The sequence below is a fragment of the [Scytonema hofmanni] UTEX 2349 genome, assembly GCF_000582685.1.
GTDB classification, from domain to species: Bacteria; Cyanobacteriota; Cyanobacteriia; order Cyanobacteriales; family Nostocaceae; genus Hassallia; species Hassallia hofmanni.
This window is the reverse complement of sequence record NZ_KK073768.1, coordinates 2,690,291-2,712,434: the sequence shown is the minus strand read 5'-3', so window position 1 is coordinate 2,712,434 and position 22,144 is coordinate 2,690,291. Positions and strand designations below refer to the sequence as shown.

At 40.2% G+C, this 22,144-nt stretch carries 24 protein-coding genes; 12 read left to right on the top strand and 12 right to left on the bottom strand.

The annotated features are described in order from the left end of the window. Together TOL9009_RS0117065 and TOL9009_RS47405 are read right to left on the bottom strand one after the other, a co-directional pair. Window positions 1-399: DUF2887 domain-containing protein (locus TOL9009_RS0117065; RefSeq protein ID WP_029633864.1), on the bottom strand; the 399-nt coding region annotated here is incomplete at its 3' end. Window positions 400-681: 282 nt separating this feature from the next. Then, window positions 682-897: a hypothetical protein gene (locus TOL9009_RS47405; protein ID WP_186227584.1), complete on the bottom strand. Its 216-nt coding sequence runs from the start codon at window positions 895-897 to the stop codon at window positions 682-684. A gap of 20 nt (window positions 898-917) precedes the next feature. On the opposite strand from TOL9009_RS47405, the gene TOL9009_RS47400 reads away from it, so the two are divergent. Together TOL9009_RS47400 and TOL9009_RS0117055 are read left to right on the top strand one after the other, a co-directional pair. Next, the gene (locus tag TOL9009_RS47400) at window positions 918-1,079 is read left to right on the top strand and encodes a hypothetical protein (RefSeq protein ID WP_186227583.1); all 162 of its coding nucleotides are present in this window, start codon (window positions 918-920) and stop codon (window positions 1,077-1,079) included. Between the two features lie 97 nt (window positions 1,080-1,176). Next, window positions 1,177-1,698: a hypothetical protein gene (locus TOL9009_RS0117055; protein ID WP_029633863.1), complete on the top strand. Its 522-nt coding sequence runs from the start codon at window positions 1,177-1,179 to the stop codon at window positions 1,696-1,698. Between the two features lie 87 nt (window positions 1,699-1,785). Here TOL9009_RS0117055 and TOL9009_RS0117050 read toward each other — a convergent pair whose 3' ends face one another. Both TOL9009_RS0117050 and TOL9009_RS0117045 read right to left on the bottom strand, forming a co-directional pair. Next, window positions 1,786-2,235: a YlqD family protein gene (locus TOL9009_RS0117050; RefSeq protein ID WP_029633862.1), complete on the bottom strand. Its 450-nt coding sequence runs from the start codon at window positions 2,233-2,235 to the stop codon at window positions 1,786-1,788. A gap of 41 nt (window positions 2,236-2,276) precedes the next feature. Continuing rightward, window positions 2,277-4,253: an AMP-dependent synthetase/ligase gene (locus tag TOL9009_RS0117045; RefSeq protein WP_029633861.1), complete on the bottom strand. Its 1,977-nt coding sequence runs from the start codon at window positions 4,251-4,253 to the stop codon at window positions 2,277-2,279. A gap of 803 nt (window positions 4,254-5,056) precedes the next feature. Here TOL9009_RS0117045 and TOL9009_RS47395 point away from each other — a divergent pair. Next, a complete protein-coding gene (locus tag TOL9009_RS47395; protein WP_186227582.1) occupies window positions 5,057-5,224 on the top strand; it encodes a hypothetical protein in 168 nt (55 codons plus the stop codon). 127 nt (window positions 5,225-5,351) lie between these two features. On the opposite strand, the gene TOL9009_RS39515 is transcribed toward TOL9009_RS47395, so the two are convergent. Further along, entirely contained in the window at window positions 5,352-5,693 is a 342-nt protein-coding gene (locus TOL9009_RS39515) for a Uma2 family endonuclease (RefSeq protein ID WP_199341246.1), read from the bottom strand. Window positions 5,694-5,715: 22 nt separating this feature from the next. Between TOL9009_RS39515 and TOL9009_RS0117025 the strand changes: the two genes are divergently transcribed. Continuing rightward, window positions 5,716-6,336: a hypothetical protein gene (locus tag TOL9009_RS0117025; RefSeq protein WP_029633859.1), complete on the top strand. Its 621-nt coding sequence runs from the start codon at window positions 5,716-5,718 to the stop codon at window positions 6,334-6,336. 13 nt (window positions 6,337-6,349) lie between these two features. Then, window positions 6,350-6,988 (top strand): Imm5 family immunity protein, encoded by a 639-nt coding sequence (locus TOL9009_RS0117020; RefSeq protein WP_029633858.1) that lies wholly within the window; start codon window positions 6,350-6,352, stop codon window positions 6,986-6,988. A 57-nt stretch (window positions 6,989-7,045) separates the two neighbouring features. Here TOL9009_RS0117020 and TOL9009_RS0117015 read toward each other — a convergent pair whose 3' ends face one another. Continuing rightward, window positions 7,046-7,507, bottom strand: coding sequence for a GNAT family N-acetyltransferase (locus TOL9009_RS0117015; protein WP_029633857.1), 462 nt, complete (start codon window positions 7,505-7,507; stop codon window positions 7,046-7,048). A 241-nt stretch (window positions 7,508-7,748) separates the two neighbouring features. After that, complete coding sequence (recQ, locus tag TOL9009_RS0117010; RefSeq protein WP_029633856.1) at window positions 7,749-9,917, bottom strand: DNA helicase RecQ; 2,169 nt, start codon at window positions 9,915-9,917, stop codon at window positions 7,749-7,751. A gap of 378 nt (window positions 9,918-10,295) precedes the next feature. Here recQ and TOL9009_RS39510 point away from each other — a divergent pair, with 378 nt between their 5' ends. Continuing rightward, window positions 10,296-10,538: a hypothetical protein gene (locus TOL9009_RS39510; protein WP_242055093.1), complete on the top strand. Its 243-nt coding sequence runs from the start codon at window positions 10,296-10,298 to the stop codon at window positions 10,536-10,538. A 70-nt stretch (window positions 10,539-10,608) separates the two neighbouring features. Next, window positions 10,609-11,118 (top strand): DUF29 family protein, encoded by a 510-nt coding sequence (locus TOL9009_RS0117000; RefSeq protein WP_029633855.1) that lies wholly within the window; start codon window positions 10,609-10,611, stop codon window positions 11,116-11,118. A 210-nt stretch (window positions 11,119-11,328) separates the two neighbouring features. On the opposite strand, the gene TOL9009_RS0116995 is transcribed toward TOL9009_RS0117000, so the two are convergent. After that, window positions 11,329-11,775, bottom strand: coding sequence for a DUF29 domain-containing protein (locus TOL9009_RS0116995; RefSeq protein ID WP_029633854.1), 447 nt, complete (start codon window positions 11,773-11,775; stop codon window positions 11,329-11,331). Window positions 11,776-11,910: 135 nt separating this feature from the next. Between TOL9009_RS0116995 and TOL9009_RS0116990 the strand changes: the two genes are divergently transcribed. Both TOL9009_RS0116990 and TOL9009_RS0116985 read left to right on the top strand, forming a co-directional pair. Then, complete coding sequence (locus tag TOL9009_RS0116990) at window positions 11,911-12,144, top strand: hypothetical protein (RefSeq protein WP_029633853.1); 234 nt, start codon at window positions 11,911-11,913, stop codon at window positions 12,142-12,144. Continuing rightward, a complete protein-coding gene (locus TOL9009_RS0116985) occupies window positions 12,131-12,598 on the top strand; it encodes a PIN domain-containing protein (RefSeq protein ID WP_029633852.1) in 468 nt (155 codons plus the stop codon). Before TOL9009_RS0116990 ends, TOL9009_RS0116985 begins: the two co-directional genes overlap by 14 nt. A gap of 299 nt (window positions 12,599-12,897) precedes the next feature. Here the strand turns inward: TOL9009_RS0116985 and TOL9009_RS42200 are convergent, their stop codons facing one another. Then, window positions 12,898-14,607, bottom strand: a complete 1,710-nt coding sequence (locus TOL9009_RS42200; protein ID WP_029633851.1) for a HEAT repeat domain-containing protein — start codon at window positions 14,605-14,607, stop codon at window positions 12,898-12,900. 69 nt (window positions 14,608-14,676) lie between these two features. Next, window positions 14,677-15,117 (bottom strand): hypothetical protein, encoded by a 441-nt coding sequence (locus TOL9009_RS0116975; RefSeq protein ID WP_029633850.1) that lies wholly within the window; start codon window positions 15,115-15,117, stop codon window positions 14,677-14,679. Window positions 15,118-15,952: 835 nt separating this feature from the next. Between TOL9009_RS0116975 and TOL9009_RS0116970 the strand changes: the two genes are divergently transcribed. The 3 genes from TOL9009_RS0116970 to TOL9009_RS0116960 all read left to right on the top strand — a co-directional run bounded on the left by TOL9009_RS0116970 (window position 15,953) and on the right by TOL9009_RS0116960 (window position 19,664). After that, on the top strand, window positions 15,953-16,234 hold the full coding sequence (locus tag TOL9009_RS0116970; RefSeq protein ID WP_029633849.1) for a DUF427 domain-containing protein: 282 nt from the start codon (window positions 15,953-15,955) through the stop codon (window positions 16,232-16,234). Window positions 16,235-16,831: 597 nt separating this feature from the next. Next, entirely contained in the window at window positions 16,832-18,715 is a 1,884-nt protein-coding gene (gene ltrA / locus TOL9009_RS0116965; RefSeq protein WP_260675910.1) for a group II intron reverse transcriptase/maturase, read from the top strand. Window positions 18,716-19,223: 508 nt separating this feature from the next. After that, window positions 19,224-19,664 carry a hypothetical protein gene (locus TOL9009_RS0116960; protein ID WP_029633847.1) on the top strand — a complete coding sequence of 147 codons (441 nt, stop codon included), beginning with the start codon at window positions 19,224-19,226 and terminating at the stop codon, window positions 19,662-19,664. Window positions 19,665-19,762: 98 nt separating this feature from the next. Here the strand turns inward: TOL9009_RS0116960 and mltA are convergent, their stop codons facing one another. After that, entirely contained in the window at window positions 19,763-20,992 is a 1,230-nt protein-coding gene (gene mltA / locus TOL9009_RS0116955; RefSeq protein WP_029633846.1) for a murein transglycosylase A, read from the bottom strand. 175 nt (window positions 20,993-21,167) lie between these two features. Then, on the bottom strand, window positions 21,168-22,144 hold a 977-nt coding region (locus tag TOL9009_RS49425; protein ID WP_038296400.1), incomplete at its 5' end, for a glycosyl transferase.

The window sequence follows — 22,144 nt, the reverse complement described above, 5'->3', positions numbered from 1 at the left end:
TTCCTCTAATTCATCTAAGTATACAAACTTAACTTGCTGACTCATCAGCAATCCCCTATACTGCATCGGTACACCTGGATCTAAACTTCGTTTGGCAAACACTGCGACTGCATACCAATCTTGAATCGGTTGGTATTGATTTAAGTAAACGAAGTTTTCGGCAAAAAATCGCCAATAAAAATTGGTTTTGGGTTGAAACTGAACTTCTACAAAGTAGATGGGTTGTTCAGGCAAATCCACTAAAGGTAAAAACAAACCATCAAAGCGAAATGCTAGTTCTTTGATTTCAGCAGATGCAAACTGGTAGGCTTCTGCTTCAGTAGCAGATTGACCGATGAGTTCAAAGAGAATACCAGGCAAAGTTTGGAAAAGTTGATAAAATATTGTGTCAGTTCTCACAGGTTTTATTTTTGAAACTCAAAATATTTTGAGTTATAACTGGCATCAATACTATTGAATGTAACTGTAATGTTGTCAAGTCGCTTACCTCCAATTCAAAAAAGGTCATCAGGTAGATAAGTTTATGCATTTTCCATTAAATGTGTTGATGTTGATAAAAATTTATAAACTGTAATTAAAAAATACAGTTTTAAGTTGCACAGTATGCATTAACTAGCTCGGAAGTAAGAAATTTCTTTTTTAGGTGAATACAGTTTGGCTGCAACAATCATGTGATGACAATCACTGATGCCCATGATTAAGATCGTCTTCCAAAAACGGGTAAACCAGCATAATTACATATAACTGAACTCTAGCCGAGTCATTAATAGGGAACACACTAATTGCCGACAGCCTTTTGAAGAAGTCTGTCGGTTTTTTCTTGGCATTCTCTGGGGAGTGGGGGAGTGGGAAAGCAAGGGGAGATGAAGAATAAATTCCCCAATGCCCAATGCCCAATGCCCAATGCCCAATGCCCAATGCCCAATGCCCAATGCCCAATGCCCAATGCCCAATGCCCAATGCCCAATGCCCAATGCCCAATGCCCAATGCCCAATGCCCAATGCCCAATGCCCAATGCCTGGAACCTAAAGACACCACAAAGGTCTATATGATTTATTCTCCTCATCATCGCTCATGAAGATAAAAAGCTACTGAAATGAAGAGGATATGAGGTGAAATTTCCATCTAAAATTCAGAATTGGTAGTCAACGTGTTTAAAATTTCTGTTTAATTTTATGTCGGCAAAGTTGAAGTTATTTTTGATTTTCATACTGAGTATCTTTGCCACTGTCGCTGCCGGATTTTATATCATGCAGCGCCAGCCTTCAGCATCGAGTTCGAGCAATTACAATGGACAACAGCAATTTTCGGCAATCCCACAAGCTCAACATATTGAGGTATATGCTGAAAGAGCAACTTATAAAACTATACCTCTAGAAAATCTCAATTCTGCTCTCCAGGGTAGCGATCCGGCTACACTTGCCCTGAATGCTTTTGATGACGTGGTATCACAGAAAGCAACGCGAAAGGTGGAGGTGGTTTATCCGCAACCAAATCAAGCGATGGTGACGATTACACAGATGAAGCAAGCGGATAATGCTGTCGATACCGTTAAATACCGCGTGGAGATGACAACCTTTGGGCGATCGCTTTTAGTGAGTTCACCCCCCGTTTGGCAAATTGTCTGGGCAGGTTCCCAGCTACAATGTTGGTCTGGGAACCGCCCTCAAAAAAATTCAATTTCTACCTGTGGATAGATGCGTCCCTGAGTTAGAAGAGACGTTCCGCCGGAACGTCTGTACGATACGGTAGAGACGTTTTGCCGGAACGTCTCTACTCAGAATTTAAACGTCACCGCGAATTTCTTCTACAACACCATCGCGCAAAACGATTTCGACTTGCATTTTGCTGATCAGGTTATCACCTGGTTCGACCCGGAAAAAGCCTTCCATTTGAAATTGCGGGACTTCCTGATCCAATTCCAGAAACTGCACTTGCTGGAGGTTTTGCAAACTTTGATTTTTCTGCTCTAGCAGTTCGCTTTTCTTTTGATTGACTTGGACTTGGATATTTTCGATTTGTTGCAGGGTTTGGGGTCCAGGAGGTTGTAAGCTCTGCTTTTGAATTTCAGCTACTGCTCTTTGTCCTTGAGAGTCTAGCTGTTGCAATTGCTGATCGGTTTGATTGATCTGCGTTTGCAGTTGCTGCTGTACCTCATCTTTCCAGAGAGGTGTGACAATGACTTTGACATTTACGACTCGCTTTAAAAGCAGTTGAGGTTTGGAGACATCCATAAAAGTTTCACGTTCACTCTATTTGTTTGCGGTGGAAATTATCAGGCAAACATGCCGTCAATAATATCGCGATAGCGTTCCATGACGACGTGACGGCGAATTTTTAAGGTTTGTGTCATCATGCCATTTTCTATAGAAAACGGCTCCAGGATCAGTTTAAATTGACCAATCCGGTCATCCGCTCGATAGCCTGGACGATTTTGCACTTCCCGATTCAATTCTTGCCGAAATAAATCCTGGCTCATTTTACTCTCAAGATTTATTTTTTGACTTGTTGTCTCGGTTACATTGTCATCCTCTATACAGAATTCTAGATTTTGACTTTCTGCCCATTTTTGCAGAGCTTCTAAATTTGGTACAATCAAAGCACCGACGCTGCGTTGATCTTGCCCCACAAGCATCATTTGGTCGATATAAGGCGATCGCACGCACGCATCTTCAATCGGCTGTGGTTCGATATTTTCGCCGTTGCTTAAGACAATCGTATCCTTTGCCCTTCCTGTCAGCACCAAATCTTTTTCTGGTGTTACCCAACCCAAATCCCCACTATCAAACCAGCCTTCAGAATCAATTGCTTTTGCCGTCGCTTCCGGATTTTGGTAATATCCTTGCATAATTTGCGGTCCCTTCAACAGCACTAAACCTTTTTCCCCAATTGGTAGCGGTTTACGAGTTTCTAAATCGACGATTTTATTTTCTGTACCCGGAAGTGGTTGTCCAGATGAACCGCGTAAATTCCGCCAAGTCCGACGTACATTTGTAACTGGAGAAGTTTCCGTCAAACCATAGCCTTGTAAAATCTCGACGCCAATAATTTCAAAGAAATTATCTATGTGTTTGGGAAGCGCACCACCACCACTAATCATCTGCTTAATTTTACCTCCTGTGGCTTCTCGTACTTTGTTATAAACGAGTTTTTCTCCTAAGGCATGAAGGGGAAACAATGCAGATGCTTGTATACTTGCTGATAATCGATCAATTCCTGATGCATGAAGATGATCTAAACTCAAGTTTTCCGCAATTCGCCGCGCTTTGATATACTGATCGCTAATCGCCAGTAACGAGTTAATTAAACGTTGTTTGTTCTCTGGTTGTTCGCGAAACTGCTTCTGCACACCTTCATAAATCGATTCCCACAAGCGCGGTACACCCAGCATATAATTTGGTTTGAATTGTTGCAAATCCTTTTTGAAAGAACGCAAATTAGTGTAAACTTGGGTGCAACCTTGAGAAAGTAAGTAATATTCAACTGTTCTTTCGTAAACGTGCCAGCTAGGAAGAATGCTCAGGACAATATCTCCTATTTCTGGTTGTACGACTGTGCCAAAGGTGGTAATTTGGTGCATCAAATTACCATAACTGAGCATTACGCCTTTAGGTTTGCCTGTAGTGCCAGACGTGTACATTAAAGTTGCTAAGTCATTGCGTTTTTGCCGCGCTGGTTGTAAAGTATGATTTGCGCTCCTTTCCATCAATTGCGAAAAGTTTAACACCTTCAAAGTTTCTTCTGATGGTGGTGTTTCATCACTAAGCAAAATAACTAATTGAATTGGCAAATCGTTCAGCCTATCCCGAAGCTTCTTCAGTGTCTTTAAATCTTCTACTACCAGCGCTGTGCTACCACTATTAGCGATGATAAATAGCAATTCTTCCTTTTCTGCTTGGGAACTACGCAGCGCATCTACTCCCCCTGCCATGAGAATACCTTGATCGGCAATAAACCAGCGGGGACTGTTGTCAGCAATTAAAGTTATGCGATCGCCTACTTTTACCCCCAACCCTTGCAAACCTGTGGCAAATTGCTGTATTTTCTCTAATAGCTGCCTATGAGTAATCACAACTTCTGGTTTGGAGTGAGGATCGTGCAAAGCGACACTATCACCGCATCGTTTTGCTACCAAATCCCATATTTCTGGTAGCGTCTCTACATGGGAAAAATCTGCCAAACGCTTTAATGCTAGGCGCTCTCGCTCAGAAATCTGAGAAAATATATCAGCAGTAACAGAAGTTTTCGACATTACACATCATCTCCTTATTATGTTTCCAGCACATTCCGTCATTTGACTAAAATACCCGACTTTCAGATACACAACTACTTATATCCATACAGATTTTCCAGATTTTCATGAATATATTTAAATAAATATATGTTAAGATGATTTTACATAGATTAAAAGCAATGAAACTTGCTTTTAACTGGTTGTAACTAATAGCAATGACTAACGTCAAGAGCGAAGGGTGAAAATTTTCTACTTCATCCTTGAGTTGACCATCTATTAATAACAGGCGGTGATTACCTATGGATTTGCTAGATATTATATTACTAACCTCAATGAATATATTTGCTTGTCTTGCTTTCCCAAGGCTTGCATCTATCGTTTTTACTTTGAAAACCAAATATATTCAAGGGTTGCAAGTGTACTCTACACCAAAGAAAACTAAATACGAAATTACTAGTTTTCCATATTGTACAAGTTACTCATTAACCGCCAGCCCCGTATGTAAGTTCCGTCCTAATTTCTGCGCCAAATGTTCCCCATAAAAAGTAGCGATAAGTTCGTAGTGAGGACTTCAGTCCTCATCTAATTACATAAGGACTGAAGTCCTTACTACAAAAATGCTTTATTATGGTAGAATGAGTTAGTTTTGAATTAAATAATTTTCTCTACATAGATAAATAGATTTTACCTTAACAAAACGTATCTTAATTATTTTTTATAATAACCAAAAGAAATTCTAACTATTGCATTTGTCAAATTTGAGTAATTATGCCTCAAACTAAAAATAGTAATCAACAATACTAAAAAAGGGGCATTAATTTATGGGTTTGATAAGTTGTCTATTCCTGACAGTGATTTCTGCGATCGCTTGCCTTAGCTTACCCAAGCTGCTATTTTTGGCTTTGGTTCGTAAAACCGAAAGCACTGCACCATTGCCAATTGCCACAACAGCAGAAAACAGCTATAAAGAAGTTCCAAGCTTCCTTTAAAAACCCATTAGACATTGACCTAATTTAAATAATGCGTTATCCAGAACCTTTGTAGAGACGTAGCAAGACGTAGCAGTGCTACGTCTATTGTAATTTTTAGATTTGGTTCGAGCGATCGCACTTATATTTAATTTGGGAAAAATTTTTCTACACTGCAACTAAAACCGGGTAACAGCGCCGAAGTTATAGTATCATCACTAAAAATAGTTACTGCCAATTTAAGTATACCTTGTTCGCGGGAGTAAACCTCTAATTTGCGCGATCGCCAATCAGCAATCCAATATTCTTTAACACCTCTAGAAGAATAAAGTTTTAGTTTTGCCTCTCTATCCCTTCTTTGGTCTTCTTTGCTTCCAGATAATACTTCAACTACCAACTCAGGAACACCAGTTAAATGTCCCGCTTCATCTAACATCAGCGCTATAGCAGCCAATGTGATCGCTGTAATAATATGGCTAATATTACGCATCTGCTCAATCTGTTAAAATACTTTGAAAGATATCCATAATGTAGAAGTTGTAGCAAATATTCAAGATTTCGTGTCCAATCTGGAGTCAGTAATTGCGGCACAAATAATGGCAGATATTGATAGAGCCAATAATTTTCAAAAAATTACTGAAGAAATATATTCTCTTCTGACCAGTGGTAGATTGGTTAAACCAAAAATGAGTAATCGGAAAACTATTACAGTAAGTGATAATGTCGCTACGGTTAGCGGTTGGGATTCTTTGAATCCAAAATGGAAGCAATCTATCAAACAAAATAAAGGTATATATTTAGAGCAGGATAAAAGTCAAGTCCAAGAATATTATGAGAATTTAAGAACAGAATTTAATCGATATGGCTATCAAACAAAAACATGGGAATTAGACCCAAAAAACGACTTAGGTAAGCACTATCGTTCTCATGCAGAAAAACAAATCTCGATTATCCAACCTGATAATTCTATTGGTGTATCGAGGGGTATGTGTGAAGAAGATTGTTACCCTTATTTTTATGCATTGGCGCAAATAAGACAACAAAATATTATTATTGCCGATCCTAACGGTATCTGGCTGTTTTATACTCATGGTCAAGTAAAGTTCGTTTATCATAGATATCTGAGCAAGTAAAGGAAGGTGCTTTATGCCGATTCCCTCTGGGCTACAAAATCTGATTCAAGAGGCTAATACATCATTGTATCGTCATCCTCAGCATGACTTGAATCTAGGTTATCGTCATGCGATTTGGGCGATGTTTGGTGATAATGGTCATCTAAAACGTACAGCACTAGCACTCTCTACAGTGCGTCACGTTCTCCCGATTTGGAATCAAAGATTCAAGAATGATGATAGACCCCAACAAGTTCTTACCCTAGCAGAAAAAGTAATTTCTGGAGATGTTAGTAAAGCTTTCGCAGAAAAAGAAAGCCAAAAGTTTTGGCGAGAAATGCAACAATTAGGTTATGACGATTCGGGTATGGCTTTTACTGTTGGATGTGCAGCAGTTGCATCGCTTGATACTGCAATTTTTGATGAAAACTTTGACCCAGATGAGATTGATTTTAATCTGACAGATAATCAAGATATAGAAGGTAATGATACTGCTTTCTTTGCTGCTTGTGCCTATGCAAATGGGGCAGTGTGGGAGACTATTTCTGGCAAATCGGATTCTGGGAAGCGTTTAGGATTTTGGTCGTGGTGGTTAAATGTTGCTGTTCCCAATGCGTGGGAGGTTATGGAAGAAGATGAGAAAATAGATATTTCTTTGCTTGAAGCTTCTTAAATCAAAGATGGTGTGTTACGGCTAATATTTACGTTGTGTCCCAGATTTTCCTCTCGCTCACAATAAAGGGACTAGTAAATGTTTAGTCATGAGAAAACGGTTATGACGTTGATACCCGCTTCTGTGATAAAGACGTTGGGCATCAGGATTTTCAAAATCTACTTCCAAATGAAGTGCTTGGACTCCCAAAACTCGGCAGGCATCCTCGACAAATAACAATGTTTGAGTTCCAATCCCTTGACCGCGATACTTGGGACGAAGGTAAAACTCGTCAATAAAGGCATCTCTCCCCCGGTATTCCAAGCTGTAGCCAAGTGTCAAAATAATGTAGCCGATCGCATCATCTTCTTGGTGAATTAGCCACCCTTTCCCTAAAGACTCATCAGTTAAAAATTGTGTGAGTACATCGCGATCAATATTTTCATCAAATGGCAAATTCTCATTGTGATGAAACTCTCGAACAAACTCTAAGAGAGTAGTAAGATCGGCGATCGCTGCAACTCGATAGTTAATGGTCACAATACATCTCCTAAAATCGACAAAAGTTTGTTCTTATACCAATTTAATATGAAGTTGCATAATTAAAGAACCCCACCCTAACCCTCCCCGCTTGCGGGGAGGGAATAAGAATCTAGTTCCCCCTCCCCGCAAGCGGGGTAGGGGGTTAGGGGGTGGGGTAGAATTCTATGCAGCTTCACAAAGAATTGGTATTATAGCCCCAGGTTTATAGCCTGCGGGCTTTTTGCGACGCAAACATGCTCTATTTTAACTTCTTACTATCTCTGCGCCATTTACCTTTAACCAAACGAATTTCATCAAAACTATAATTATCACCAAGATACTCTTTAATTGGCGTCAAAGCAATATCCCCAAGAATTTCTAACACTTGCAAAATTTTCTGCTGCTTTTCTAGGGGAACCAACAAATTTAAATCTACAGGCTGATTTTTATCAATTAAATCTGAAAGGTGACGGATAATTGTTGTTGGTCTAAAGTTGCGTTTATGAGCAATTTCTTCCACAGTTAAACCTTGTTGATGTAACTGTAAAGTAAAATATTCAGTCTCTGTAGGTAAGGCAACAGAAGATGTAGAAGTAACATTCGCTTTTTCTAATGACAAACCTTGTTCTTCACAATAAGCACAAATTTCTTTGAGAAATGTATCCCCATATTGAGCGAGTTTATGACTACCAACACCGGAAAGTTCACCAAATTCAGTGAGTGTTTTTGGCTTGGCTTGTGCCATCAACTTTAAAGTAGAATCGGGAAAGACAACATAAGGTGGAACAGATTGTTCATCAGCAAGTTGTTTACGAAGCGATCGCAATCGATAAACGAGCATTTCCACTTCTGCGGCTTTTTCGCTATCACCTTCCCAAATCGGCTTCTGTGCGACGGTAACGGCTATAGAAACTGTACGCTGTTTCCGCATTACTTCCCAACTCAAAGCGTTCAACTTGAAGACAGAGTAACCATCGTTCGTTTGTTCTAATAAGCCTTGATGTAAAAGCGATCGCGCTAACATTCGCCATTCATCGACACTTTTATCTTTGCCAATACCGTATGTAGATAGTTTATCATGTCCGTTTTGAGTAATCTTTTGTGTTTTCGCTCCACGCAACACATCAATAATATGCAGCATCCCAAATCTTTCTTTACAACGCGCTACACAAGATAGAAATTTCATCGCTTCAATTGTCCAATCTTGCACCGGTTTGGGAAAACGACAATTATCACAGTTACCGCAATTTCCCGGAAAACGTTCGCCAAAATAACTTAACTGAATTGTCCGCCGGCAATCTGTACCTTCGGCATAATCAATAACCTGACGTAATTGTTGCTTCGCAATTAATTGTTCTTGCGGATCGGTTTTTTGATTAATACTCCATTCTATTGTTTTAATATCACCGTAACTGAAAAACATTGTACACCGAGATGTTTCCCCATCTCTACCCGCTCTGCCTGATTCTTGATAATAACTTTCTAAATTACGCGGTATATCATAGTGAATTACAAATCGGACATCCGGTTTATTAATTCCCATGCCAAAAGCAACAGTTGCCACCATCAAGCGCACATCATCGCGAATAAATCGAGTTTGATTGCTTGTGCGTTCTTCGTCAGTTAAACCTGCATGATAAGAAAGTGCAGCAATTTTATCATTTTGCAGTTTAAAAGTAAGTTCATCTACCTTTTTGCGCGTCAAACAATAGATAATTCCCGAACCTTCATTTTCTCTGACAATTTCTAATATTTCCGCGTAAGCAGACTTAGTTTTAGAGCGAATTTCATAATAGAGATTTGGACGATTGAAACTAGCAATATGAATACTTGGTTGCTTTAATCCCAATTGTTGGATAATATCATTACGGACTCGATCTGTGGCAGTTGCGGTAAGTGCGAGAGTGGGGACATTTGGGTAACGTTTCCGCACAGAGCGCAACTGCCGATATTCTGGACGAAAATCGTGTCCCCATTCTGAGACGCAATGCGCTTCATCAATGGCAAAGGCAGAAATGCCGATTTGGTGATGTACTAAATCGAGAAAAGGCAGAAATCTCTCGCTTAATAAGCGTTCTGGAGCGACGTAGAGTAATTTAACTTGACCTTTGAGAATCGCTTCTTCACGCGATCGCGTTTTATAAGCATTCAGACTACTATTAAGAAATGTTGCAGAGATATTATTATTTCGCAACGATTCCACTTGGTCTTGCATCAAAGCGATCAACGGCGATACTACCACCGTTAAGCCTTTTTTCAAAATGGCTGGTAGTTGAAAGCACAGCGATTTTCCTCCCCCCGTAGGCATAACAATCAGTAAATCCCGATTTTGCAGCGCATCTTCGATAATTTGCCGCTGTCCTGGGCGAAATTGATCGTAACCGAAGTGATATTTTAGCGCTGGTTCTAAATTGGGATACTGAAGCATAGCGATCGCTTTTTTCGGGCTTTTTGCCAGGGTAGTTAGGAAGATATCAGGATTTTAACTCACATTATCGGTAGCTTTGGGAAGCCTTACGTTATGGAACTAGTACCGCACGGCGGAAGTCACGCATTCAAAAGTCAAAAGTCAAAAGTATTATGAAATGGGCTTTTTACAGATTTTAAATGGTTGCTCTATTTCCGCAGACCTGTACTAGAGTATACGATTTCAAACCATTTTATAGAGGTGCAAAGGTTACGGTTATAGGGGCAAAGTGTTATAAAATATATAAGTCAAATATTAGCATAATTTATGACTACCCAAAGTAATTCTCCTCCTGCTATTGATTATGCACCGCTGGAATTACAAGGATAATTAACGGCTATGCAAGAATTAACTATTGAAGATTTATTAACTATTGCTCAAAATAAAGTTTCCGAAAGTCAACAAGAACTACATTTACAACTGTTAGAAAAAAACCAACATAATCAATTAAGTGAATCAGATAAATTATTGTTGAACTTCTTGCGAGTGAGTGCTGATTATTTCATGTTGAAAAAAGCCTATGCTTATGCACTTTTAAGGTGGAAAGGTTATTCAATAAACCTTGTATTTCAAGCTTTTTGACTTTTGACTTTTGACTTTTGACTTCCGCGAAGCGGTGCTAGTATTTCATTCATAGGATTATTCGTTCACTATGACACAAGAATTAATAGAATTAAGACAAAGTATCTTAGAGGGTCGTTATGATGATGCCCTAGAGATTATTGATGATTTAGAGGAGATGAGTAAACAGGCAATTCTGCGAAAAATAGAAGCTTTTTTAGTAAGATTATGTATTCATTTAATTAAAAACCAAATTGAACAGCGTTTAACCAACTCTTGGATTGCTTCTATCTCTGATTCAGTGATTCAAATTGCCAAATTAAATATTAAAGCTAATCAAAAATCTTATTATATTCAAGCTGATGACTGGTCAGAATATTTAGAAGAAGCAGTAGCGATCGCAATTCGACCAGCCAGCGCTGAGATTTTTGCAGGTACATTAAAACCTAGTCAAGTTTCCCAAAGACTTAATCGAGAAACGTTAATTAATATTGCTCAAAAACTTTTACATTTAACTTATAAATATCATCCTAAAGACTTGCCAGATATTATTGATCATCATTTAGCGGAGTTACCGGGAGGAAAAGATTGGTTTGAGTGAATTAAGTAGATAATAATATGTCATGCGGCTCATAACTTACATCTTTTCACTTTCTGGCTTCGTTGCGATCCCGCCTTGGAATTAATTCCAAGGCTAATAGTTAAAGTCCTCTAAACAGGACTAAGAAGAAATTTTTCAGTCCACTTGAGTGGACTTAAGCTATTAGCCCTGAACTTCAGTTCTGGGCGGGATGACGGTCAGTGCGAGACTTTAATAATACCAAAAACTGTCAGCCAATAATGTTTCTACATCATTAGGGAAAGGGCAATCATCAGGAAATTTTACATCATATTCCTTATTCATGTTTTTAGATGCATTTTGATAACATTCATCACATATAGTTAAAAAATAATTACGCAGACTAGGAGAATCTCGAAGAATACGGCTTAATTCCTGTTGTGTGCGGCTAATTGTTGCTTCCCAACCACCATAACATTGTGGTAAATTTACATAATTCCGTTTTAGAGCGTGTTCAAATAAGGTTGTCAAGCGACTTTCTAATTCCCGTCTATCTCTCCTCCCCAATGCTTCTATTTCCTCAATTAAATTTTCCCAGTCCACATTGCTATAATCTTGGGATTTTAAGCTGCTGACAGTCTGCTCAATCCACAAAGCAAAGTCTATTTCATAAAGAGTTTTTACTGGTGATTGAGTCATGATAAATTAAAAAGTTAACAGTGCTTTAGCAATAGTTTAACGCAATTAGCTAAACTAAAAGACAACTCTCATTACCGTGTCACCTCTTTTGCAGCATAACCAAATTAAATCCTCTTTCTAGAATTGTTGGAACCGATGACTACAAACACACACTTTAACGCTAAAGTCAACAACGGCACAATCGAAATTCCCATTGAGTATCAAGACGAGATACTCAAAGCCGAAATCGTACAAATTGTAATCTTGAAACCCTTGTCAAAAAAGAAATGTTTTCCACAGACGGGTATTATAGCCCAGCTAACCGCAAATCCTATCCAGATAGCAGGTTTTAAACCACTCACCAGAGAAGAAGCAAATGAACGCTGGTGATTCGACACGATGCTTTGTTGATTCCAATATTTGGCTCTATCGTTTTATCTTGAATTCCAGTGATTCAAGTGCAATACAAAAGCAACAAATAGCTACAAACGTTACAAGTCAAGAAAACCTGCTTGTTAGTGTGCAAGTTATCAATGAGGTTTGTGCAAATTTAATCCGCAAAGCAGGTTTTGATAACTCGCAGATTCAAAACTTAATTGAAGATTTTGTACAAGGCTGTGAAATCTTGTCTATCTCCCTAGAAACGCTTCAGTATGGAGTCAAGTTACGCGTAGGCGAAGCCCGTCGTAGACATCGCTATTTGCTATCATTTTGGGATAGCCTCATCGTTGCCAGTGCCGTTTTAGGGCAAGCAAGTATTCTTTACTCAGAAGATATGCAAGATGGCTTGATTATCGAAAATGCCTTACAGATTGTAAATCCATTTTTGCAGGGAAAGTTATGATTCCCATAGCCCCGACGATTAAAATCGCGGCTACACAAACAAAGTCCGCCTGCGCGGACTAATCTGATTAAGATAAACGACTGCCCGAATTCAATAAACGACTGCCCGATTTCAATAAACGACTGCCCGATTTCAATAAACGACGCGATAAATCGCCGTCTTTACAATAATAAGTCCTTTGTAGAGACGGCGATTTATCGCGTCTGTTGCCTTAACCGAACCGTATTGCGAGCGGACAAGCTATTGTTACCACGGCAACTTTATTTGTAACGTCGCTGCTGCAAAAGTACTTAAATTATTCATGTGAAGAGGATATTTTTTAAGCTTCGCATCGCACGAGTAGCAACATTATGATGATGCCAAGCTTGATAGAAATCGGGGTAAGGCATATTCTGGGCGCATTTCCAGGCTAAATCGTAATATTCATCATTCGATTGCCAATAACTACTTAAAGCTTTGACTACCTTAGAGCGATGCTGATTATTTTGTAGAATTTTCTCTAAGCTTTCTAGTACCTGCCTACGGGTGAATTCATCCAGATTATTTGATTGCAGCAGTTGCATCAAAGCTGCGATCGCTTCTTTATTGCCAGTGCCGATTTTCCCTAAGCTTTCTACTACCTGCCGAAGGGTGTAGTCATCCAGATTATTTGATTGCAGCAGTTGCACCAAAGCTGCGATCGCTTCTTTATTGCTTATGCCAATTTTCCCTAAGCTTTCTACTACCTGCCGAAGGGTGTAGTCATCCAGATTATTTGATTGCAGCACTTGCACCAAAGCTGCGATCGCAATTTCATTGCCTGTGCCGATTTCCCCTAAGCTTTCTACTACCTGCCGAAGGGTGTAGTCATCCAGATTATTTGATTGCAGCAGTTGCACCAAAGCTGCGATCGCAATTTCATTGCCTGTGCCGATTTCCCCTAAGCTATATGCTGCGCTCATACGGGTTTCGTCATCCACAGTAGTTGATTGCAGCAGTTCCACCAAGGCGGCGATCGCATTTTCATTGCCTGGGTCGATTTCCCCTAAGCTTGATGCTACCTGCCTACGGGTGTAGTCATCCAGATTATTTGATTGCAGCAGTTGCACCAAAGCTGCGATCGCATTTTCATTACCAGCGCCGATTTTCCCTAAGCTTGATGCTACCTGCCAACGGGTGCGGTTATCCAGATTATTTGATTGCAGCAGTCGCACCAAAGCTGCAATCGCAATTTCATTGCCTGGGTCGATTTCCCCTAAGCTTTCTGCTGCCTCCCTACGGGTGTTGTCATGCATATTATTTGATTGCAGCAGTTGCACCAAGGCTGTGATCGCAATTTCATTGCCTGGGTCGATTTTCCCTAAGCTTGATGCTACCTGCCTACGGGTGTAGTTATTCAGATTATTTGATTGCAGCAGTTGCAGCAAAGAAGCTGCGATCGCATTTTCATTGCCAGTGCCGATTTTCCCTAAGCTTGATGCTACCTTCCCACGGGTGTAGTCATCCAGATTATTTGATTGCAGCAGTTGCACCTGCTCAGTGGTTTCAGCTTTACCTGTTTTCTCAGCAACCTGAGTCAACCAACTCTCAAACAGATAAGATTTTAGTTCCTTCTCTCGCAAATCTGCTAAAGATACCCAAATTACAATCGATTGGTCAATCTCACGAGATACCCAATCAGCAATCTGCTGTAACAGTGTTGTCTTTCCTGCACCTGGTTCTCCAATAATCGCAATTCGTTTACCTTTACTTTTAGGGGTATTCTTTTGTTTGAGAACTTCTTCCAGAAAAGCATCATGCTCAAATGTTTTAGTGATTTCCGTCTCTTTGTACAGTTCTGAACCCTGTTCTGGAGAAATATCACCTTGAACCTTATCTGCTCCCTGTTCTGGAGAAATATCGTCTTGACGCTTGGATTGTTTTTTACGCTCAACTAATCCCAGTGGCACGTAAACATCATCAACTTGCAGGGCAACCCCTTCAGTTGATGTTAAAAGATTTGTAGTCAGCTTTCGTCGTTCTGCCAACATTTTACGGCAGATTTGACGCCAGTCATCGGGAGTTAACTTTGTCCCATCCTCCCCTTGAGACGACTTCAGTCACTCATTAAACGTGACTGGAGCGTTAAATTGATTGCCTTGGAAGACATTCTTAATCTCATCTGCTAACTTTGCATTATTGACAACTGACGGGTGCGAGTTGATTTGTTCTACTAATTTTTTAATCTCCTTAGCAATCTCAGACTGATCATTGTTAACTGCTGCTTCCACATCCACAACAGCTTGAGCAATTTCTGGATCTGCGTCTGCTGCTGCTTTGAGTTCCAGCACTGCTTGACCATAATCCAATCGCTGCGGTTCATTTCCCTCAACAGCACTGGTGAGTAATGGCGATTTCTTCTTTTCGCGGAGCTTTTCTATTAACTTACCACCGAGCGTCCATGTAGCATCACCAACATTTTCGCCGATTTTCTCCTGTGCTTTAGTCCAAAGTGTAGTAGCGATCGCAGTAGCAACAGCCGTCAGCGTTACAGTTACCATAAATTCACTGTTAGTTAATATATGTAAAAATTACTTCAATTTTCACACATATCATTCCACAAAGACTTGAGCCAGCAGGTAGCGATGTCTACGACGGGCTACGCCTACGCCCAAATCATACTACAACAGAGATAGAACGATATCTATATTTTTTTACCTCTCACCATTAATTTAGCCCACGCAGGTGGGCTTCGTTTCTGTAGCCCCAGGCTTCCAGCCTGAGGGACTAACGTAAATTTTCACACAAAGACTTGAGGAAGCGATCGCCCAAATGATACTACAACAGAGATAGAAGGATATCTATATTTTTAGGACCAGCCCTTTCAAGGTGAACGTTTGTACTATGAAATAAATAATATTTTTCACCCAATTTCGGTATTTTGGCGATTGCGATCGCTTAATTTACAGTCCAAAAATTTGGAGTTTATCCATAATTTATTTCTTCAATTGCAGTCAATGCCTGAAATACGGTTAAAAATTGGATAGTACATATGCTCACCTTGAAAGGGCTAATTTTTAGGACTTACGCACTGTACAAAACCACTATCTTGTGTATTAACGTAAATACGTTGTTCCAGGCGTTTGAATGTCACTTATGATTGTTGGCGATCGCAATAATCAATTGAAAAATCTAGCTAGAAGCCTTGAAAACTATACCTGTCATTTTGGCTTTTCTGTCAATGCGTAAGTCCTAATTTTTTAATCTCTCACCATTAATTTAGCCCACGCAGGTAAGCTCTTGTTCCTTTAGCCCCAGGCTTCCAGTCTGAGGGACTCACGTAAAATTGGTATAAGTGTCAAAATATTAAGTGTAAAGTTTAGTCACAAAATCACTATGCCGAAAGCAACTTGGAATGGCGCCGTTTTAGCCGAAAGCGATAAAACTGTAGTTGTGGAAAACAATCATTACTTTCCCAAAGACGCAATTAACCAGCAATACTTCAAAGAAAGCAACACCCAGTCCACTTGTCCGTGGAAAGGTGTTGCTAGTTATTACAGCATCGAAGTTGATGGACAAGTCAACAAAGACGCTGCTTGGTACTATCCCACTGCCAAAGAGAAAGCGAAAAATATCGAAGGCTATATCGCTTTCTGGAAAGTGCGTTTCGTTGGCTAGAAATCAGCCGTAACCCTTACTGGGTAAAGGCTTGAAGGATTAGCCACAAAAGTTCTCTTTTTAAGAACTTTTGATAACTTAACTGGCTTGCTAGTGCCAGGATACTCAAATCCTTAGTCTAGCCACCTAGATGCAAAGGTTGACAGCATTCCCACAGTGTCTGGATTAGCATCCCAAATACTGAAGCTGGGAAAAACGGGAGGAAACTCCAAGCCTCAAACGGGGTGGAATCCCTAGCAACTGGTCATGAGTAGGAATACAAACTCTCGTCAGAACCATCGTAAAAGGCGAACTTGCGGAAGAGGCTGATACGCAAGGGTCAAAATTGACCAAGGGGAATAGCTAGGCAATTTTTCCAGTGTCCTAGTAAAAGTTCAGAGAAATGTTGGTTTCTCTGAAAAGCATCCAAAAGTACCCCGGTGGACAGAGAGACTCTAAAACCAGAAACCAAAGCCAGTTAGGAACGAAATAACCCCTGAGTTTGCTCTCAGAAATGGTCGATTTTTGAGTAGTCAGCTAAGACGCAACACACTGGAAACCCAGGCAACTTAGGGGAGGGATTGGGGCAAAAGCAACTCCTGCTTTCTGTAATGGAAAGTGGACGCAGACAGCCCCACGGGAACTTGGAATGTAGAGGTACAAATAGCAGTGAATAAGACTAATGCCCAAAATATGAGGATGGTATGGATAGACGATATTCCTTACCCTCAAGAAGAAGAAACGTCACTTACGTGGCGAGAAACCTCTTGGCGGGAATTAGAACGTCGTGTGTTTAAGCTGCAAAAGCGCATCTACAAAGCTTCTCACCGTGGTGATGTTAAAGCAGTCCGTAAGCTCCAGAAAACTTTAACAACCTCTTGGTCAGCAAAGTGCTTGGCAGTACGTCGGGTAACTCAAGATAACCAGGGAAAGAAAACTGCCGGAATAGACGGTGTTAAATCTCTTACACCCCAGCAAAGACTCGAACTGGTCAAAAACCTAAAATTTGGTACAAAAGCCAAATCCACACGTCGGGTATGGATTCCTAAGCCCGGAAAGGAGGAAAAAAGACCATTAGGAATACCGACAATGTACGACCGAGCCTTGCAAGCGCTTGTCAAACTAGCCCTTGAGCCAGAATGGGAAGCGCGATTTGAATCCAACTCTTATGGATTCCGACCAGGACGCAATGCCCAAGACGCAATCAAAGCCATATGGGACGCACTTAGATATAAATCAAAGTATGTTCTTGATGCTGATATTGCAAAATGTTTCGACCAAATCAACCACGAAAAACTATTAGAGAAGGTGCAAACTTTCCCGAAGTTTAGACGACAATTAAAAGCCTGGTTAAAATCAGGAGTTATAGATTGTGGTCAATATGTTGATACATCTGAGGGTACACCGCAAGGCGGAGTTATTTCTCCACTCTTAGCCAATATCGCCCTCCACGGTTTAGAAAATCATCTAATGGATTACATTAGAAAAGTTCCCCTAAAATATCCGAGTGGGAAACCTATGGCTGCTAGAGATAAAATCCGTAGCCTTAGTGTAATCAGATATGCAGATGATTTCGTGATAATACACGAAGATTTAGCCATAGTCCAAAGATGTAAGGAGATTACCTCCAATTGGCTTAGTACTATTGGGTTAGAACTCAAACCTAGTAAAACCCGGATTGCACATACCTTAAATCAAAACGGTAATGAACATCCAGGATTCAATTTTCTAGGTTTTAATATCAGACAACATCCAATAGGAAAGAAACACGCTTGGAAAAATACCCAAGGGAAACGCATAGGGCATTGCACAATCATCACCCCAAGTAAAGAAAGCGTCAAACGACATTATCGAGACATTGCCGAAGTAATTGAAAAGGGTAAAGCCTGGTCACAGGATAAACTCATCTGGAAATTAAATCCAAAAATTCGGGGATGGGCAAACTACTTTTCTACCGTGAATAGTAATAAAACCTATTCAACCCTCGATCATCTAGTCTGGTGTAAACTTCGAGCTTGGGCAAAACACCGTCACCCAAATAAGCCAACTAAATACTGGGTAAAGAAATACTGGCAAACAGTAGGCAACAATCACTGGTGCTTCTCTACACCCAGAACAAGGGAAAACCCTGTTATGCTTATCAGACATGATTCAATATCATGTGGAACAGATAAGTACATCAAAATAAAAGGAGATAAAAGCCCTTTTGACGGTGACACAATATACTGGAGCCAACGGTTAAGTAGTCATCCAGAACTTTCTGGAATAACCATAAAACTGCTCAAGCTACAATCTGGGAAATGTCCCTGGTGTGGCGACTATTTCAAGCATGGAGATAAATGGGAACTCGACCACATATCCGCCCGCTCATTGGGTGGTAAAAACACACTTTCCAACCTCCAGCTACTACATAAACACTGCCACGTAGAAAAGACCATCAAAGACAGAAGTCAAATTAGTTCTTATAAACCCTCAAAGGACAAAAGAACTAGGTCTAAATGAGAAGTACGAATGACAATCGCCAAGTTTTTGAGGAGCCGGATGAGGTGAAAGTCTCATGTCCGGTTTTGAAGACGAGTAGGCGAGGTGACTTGCCTGCTTAGTTAACGGTGTAAAAGTCGAAGCTTAAAACCTGCTTGTAGTCGGCGCTACTCTGCGAGAAGCCGCTTTGCGTCTACAGCGCTGAAGCGCCGACTACAACACCCACCTCTACACCCTTACACCCCTGCACCCCTACACCCCTCACAGGTATTATCATTCAACCTGCTATGGTAAGTTGAAGATAGGCACTACAAACGACTAAGAAGCCCAATTAATAACTCAAATATTCAGCTTCTCGTAAACAACACGCCGCCAAGCGTGCAAGTAAATAGCAGTTGTTTGCGCTGTTCCTAATTTTTATCACATATCAGCAAAACCATTTCAAGCAAGCTATTTGCCTAGTAAATCATTCTGTTTTCAACAAAGCAATAGCTTAATTCAGGGAGCATCTACACAATAGGAGGTCAAGATGAGCCGTCTTCTTTATGAAAGTTCAGTTTCATTTGAAGGGTATCTCATCATCCCCTTTGTTTATGGCAAAGTGGATAATTACGAGATTTATTCTTACAAACTCTTGGCAGAAATTGGGCAAAAAAGCCAATTTCACAAAGCAGAAAATCCGGCAGAAATCTATGGCAATAGCTTGAGTAATATCATTGATATTGCCAAAGAACATATTGAGAAACATTCAGATTTGGTGAGTCATGGTGATAGTTTTCAGCGTCGCTACACGTTCCACCAAAATTTGATTATCGTCTTTCAACAAGATGATAAATATTTCTACGACCATTATCCACCGGAATTCTTGAATAATATTGCCGCGCCCAAATTATTCAAGTCAGAGTATGAATGCTTAACTTGGATTAAACAAGGGCTTGATACGCGATATACGCGACAAAGGGTAAGATAAATTAATTAGGCATTGCCCGAAACATTTGTAGAGACGTAGCATTGCTACGTCTCTTTTCTAATTGTTGGCGATCGCATTGCGGGGAAAAGCTTTTTGCTTCACTCCCGCAACAATAGATAATATAGCTCACCTTTATTCACAATAGAACCAGCGCGATCGCCTGCTTCTTTGCCGACACCGATATAATAATCAACTCGACCTGGAGATTTGATTGCACCTCCTGTGTCTTGATCGAGGACGTAGCGACTCACAAGACGCTGTTCGATTTTGCCTTGATTGATAAATGGAAAAGAACTGTGAATTATCGCTAATGCACCGGGAGGCATTAAGGATTTATCTGTAGCAATCGACCTTTCCGGAATAATTGGGACGCCGAGACTACCGCTAGTGGGGGCATTTTTTGTGTCTTTAAAGAAGATAAAACGAGGATTTCGAGGTAAGTAGATGTTTTGGCTTTGAGGATTTTTTTCCAGATAATTAATAACTTTTTCTAAAGTAATTCCTTCTTGCTGTAGTTTGCCATCTTTAATTAATTCCTTACCTAAGCTGACATAATCGTGGTCGGTGTTTCCCGCATAGTTAATTGTTGTAGTAGTTCCATCAGAAAATTTCAAAACAGCAGAACCTTGGACTTGGGCAATAAAAGCATCCATCCGCGATTTTAACCAAAATAATTCTAAACCTTTGAGCTTGCCTTTCGTTGCTTGTAAAGCATCTGCACCTTCCAATTCTAAACGGGTAGGATGGGGTTTACTCCAGGTTTGAAAATCGTCGGGTAAGCGGTAGATGGGATAACGATATTCTGCTGTAGGTTTGCGACTTGCTAGATAAATTGGTTTGTAATAACCAGTAAATAAAATAGTGCCTTGATTGTCGGAACCGATAGATTTATAAAATGCAAACTCTTTGTTGACAGCAGCTTGTAATTCTTGGGCATTTGGGGAATTAACAACTAATTCACGAAATCTTTTCAGGCTTTTTTCAACTTTTACTTGGGTGATTTCGGGAATAATATAATTTTGATAAGCTGTTTTTGCTGCTGGTGTTTGCAGGTAGCTTAAACTATAGTCAATTGCTTTGAGTAAATTCTGTTTATCCCCAGGTTGACCCCAAATTTGATTATCGAGTAAATAATTTTTATCTTGTGGTAGTGAAGATTTTAATAATAAAGGTGTTGGGGTGGGAGTTACTTGAGGTTTTGGTGGTGTTGTTTGATTTTCTTGGCTGACTGGTTGCTGATTATTACAAGCTAGTAGGGGTAAACAACAAAGATAAGTTGTGAGGATTAGCTTTGCTAATTTATTTAAACACTGATGTTTCTCTTGCATGATTATTAGATTTTGTGAAACTTGACTTTTATATTAAGCCCGGATAATTAATTAGTTATAATTCCCACAGTCACTGCACCCCACCCCTTAATCCCCTCCCCGCTTGCGGGGAGGGGAGACAAAGCACAGCTTTGACGGGGTGGGGTTCTGCGCTTCAGAGGCTGTTTTATTACTTTCATCTACAATGATAAAGTTTATATTCATAGCCGTTTACAGATGGCAAAGATTGCATATCAGCAGCACATTTTTTCACTTCTTCTGGAAGAGGTGCATAAAAGTTTACTAACCATAAATCCAGAGGTTGTGGAAGTTCTTTTAAAGTATGAAGCAAAGCATCAGAAGAAGTATTCGGGTTTTGGTCTTGATGTGCGAGGAGAAATAGGGGAGTGGGGGAAGTTAAATTTTGGATTTTAAATTCCCTGGCTACCCCCATCATTTCCCCAATATGTACATGAGTTCTTTGAGTAGTTGCAATCAATACTGGCACTTGAGATGTTTTTTGAATTAGTTCTACAAAAAGGTCAGGACGATAGTATTTTTGATAGCCTAGATTGCTTAAAACTGTCACTGCGCTGAAGAATCCCATTAGCCAAATTATGCCTACAACCTTTTTTCCAGAACTTCTTGGACGTCCAACTTGAGGATTCCAGGAAAGTGCGAAACTTGCTCCTAGTAAAACTATGACAGCAGGAAAGTAAATAAAGTTATAGCGGGCGCCCCGTGTTAAGTCAATTCCGAAAAAATAGGTGAAGATAAAAAATAAAGCGATCGCACTCACAACTAGAAGAACAAACACCTGAGTCATCAAATGAGTTTCTGGTTGTTTTAGCCGAACCTTCAAACCACCAAACAAAATTGGTAATAACCAAATAAAGTAAATCAGCATCACTGCCCCAGAAACAAGCACAATCCATAAATGCGGTGATTCAACTGGTAGCAAAAACTGCATTGTTACCCATGCAGCAAAAGCTTGAAAAAGTGGACTAATCCAAGCAAATCCCACACGCGGAACTTGAATCCAATCAGTTAATTTATCACCATAGCTATTCTGTAAAAATACTGGCAACCAAACTAAACCCGCAACAAAAGTGCCAGCCGCAACTGCATAGATGCGCGACCAGTGAGGGAGAGGGGGGGAGGGGGCAGGGGAAG

Excerpts from the sequence above, each read along its gene's own strand:
- TOL9009_RS47400 (WP_186227583.1), top strand. The coding sequence starts at position 918 with ATGCCCAATGCCCAATGCCCAATGCCCAATGCCCAATGCCCAATGCCC.
- recQ (WP_029633856.1), bottom strand. The coding sequence starts at position 9,917 with ATGCTTCAGTATCCCAATTTAGAACCAGCGCTAAAATATCACTTCGGT.
- TOL9009_RS39510 (WP_242055093.1), top strand. The coding sequence starts at position 10,296 with ATGCAAGAATTAACTATTGAAGATTTATTAACTATTGCTCAAAATAAA.
- TOL9009_RS0117050 (WP_029633862.1), bottom strand. The coding sequence starts at position 2,235 with ATGGATGTCTCCAAACCTCAACTGCTTTTAAAGCGAGTCGTAAATGTC.
- mltA (WP_029633846.1), bottom strand. The coding sequence starts at position 20,992 with ATGCAAGAGAAACATCAGTGTTTAAATAAATTAGCAAAGCTAATCCTC.
- TOL9009_RS0117000 (WP_029633855.1), top strand. The coding sequence starts at position 10,609 with ATGACACAAGAATTAATAGAATTAAGACAAAGTATCTTAGAGGGTCGT.
- TOL9009_RS0116960 (WP_029633847.1), top strand. The coding sequence starts at position 19,224 with ATGAGCCGTCTTCTTTATGAAAGTTCAGTTTCATTTGAAGGGTATCTC.
- TOL9009_RS39515 (WP_199341246.1), bottom strand. The coding sequence starts at position 5,693 with ATGCGTAATATTAGCCATATTATTACAGCGATCACATTGGCTGCTATA.
- TOL9009_RS0116970 (WP_029633849.1), top strand. The coding sequence starts at position 15,953 with ATGCCGAAAGCAACTTGGAATGGCGCCGTTTTAGCCGAAAGCGATAAA.
- TOL9009_RS0116975 (WP_029633850.1), bottom strand. The coding sequence starts at position 15,117 with ATGGTAACTGTAACGCTGACGGCTGTTGCTACTGCGATCGCTACTACA.
- TOL9009_RS42200 (WP_029633851.1), bottom strand. The coding sequence starts at position 14,607 with ATGTTGGCAGAACGACGAAAGCTGACTACAAATCTTTTAACATCAACT.
- TOL9009_RS0116985 (WP_029633852.1), top strand. The coding sequence starts at position 12,131 with ATGAACGCTGGTGATTCGACACGATGCTTTGTTGATTCCAATATTTGG.
- TOL9009_RS0116995 (WP_029633854.1), bottom strand. The coding sequence starts at position 11,775 with ATGACTCAATCACCAGTAAAAACTCTTTATGAAATAGACTTTGCTTTG.
- TOL9009_RS0117055 (WP_029633863.1), top strand. The coding sequence starts at position 1,177 with ATGTCGGCAAAGTTGAAGTTATTTTTGATTTTCATACTGAGTATCTTT.
- TOL9009_RS0117020 (WP_029633858.1), top strand. The coding sequence starts at position 6,350 with ATGCCGATTCCCTCTGGGCTACAAAATCTGATTCAAGAGGCTAATACA.
- TOL9009_RS47395 (WP_186227582.1), top strand. The coding sequence starts at position 5,057 with ATGGGTTTGATAAGTTGTCTATTCCTGACAGTGATTTCTGCGATCGCT.
- TOL9009_RS0117045 (WP_029633861.1), bottom strand. The coding sequence starts at position 4,253 with ATGTCGAAAACTTCTGTTACTGCTGATATATTTTCTCAGATTTCTGAG.
- TOL9009_RS0116990 (WP_029633853.1), top strand. The coding sequence starts at position 11,911 with ATGACTACAAACACACACTTTAACGCTAAAGTCAACAACGGCACAATC.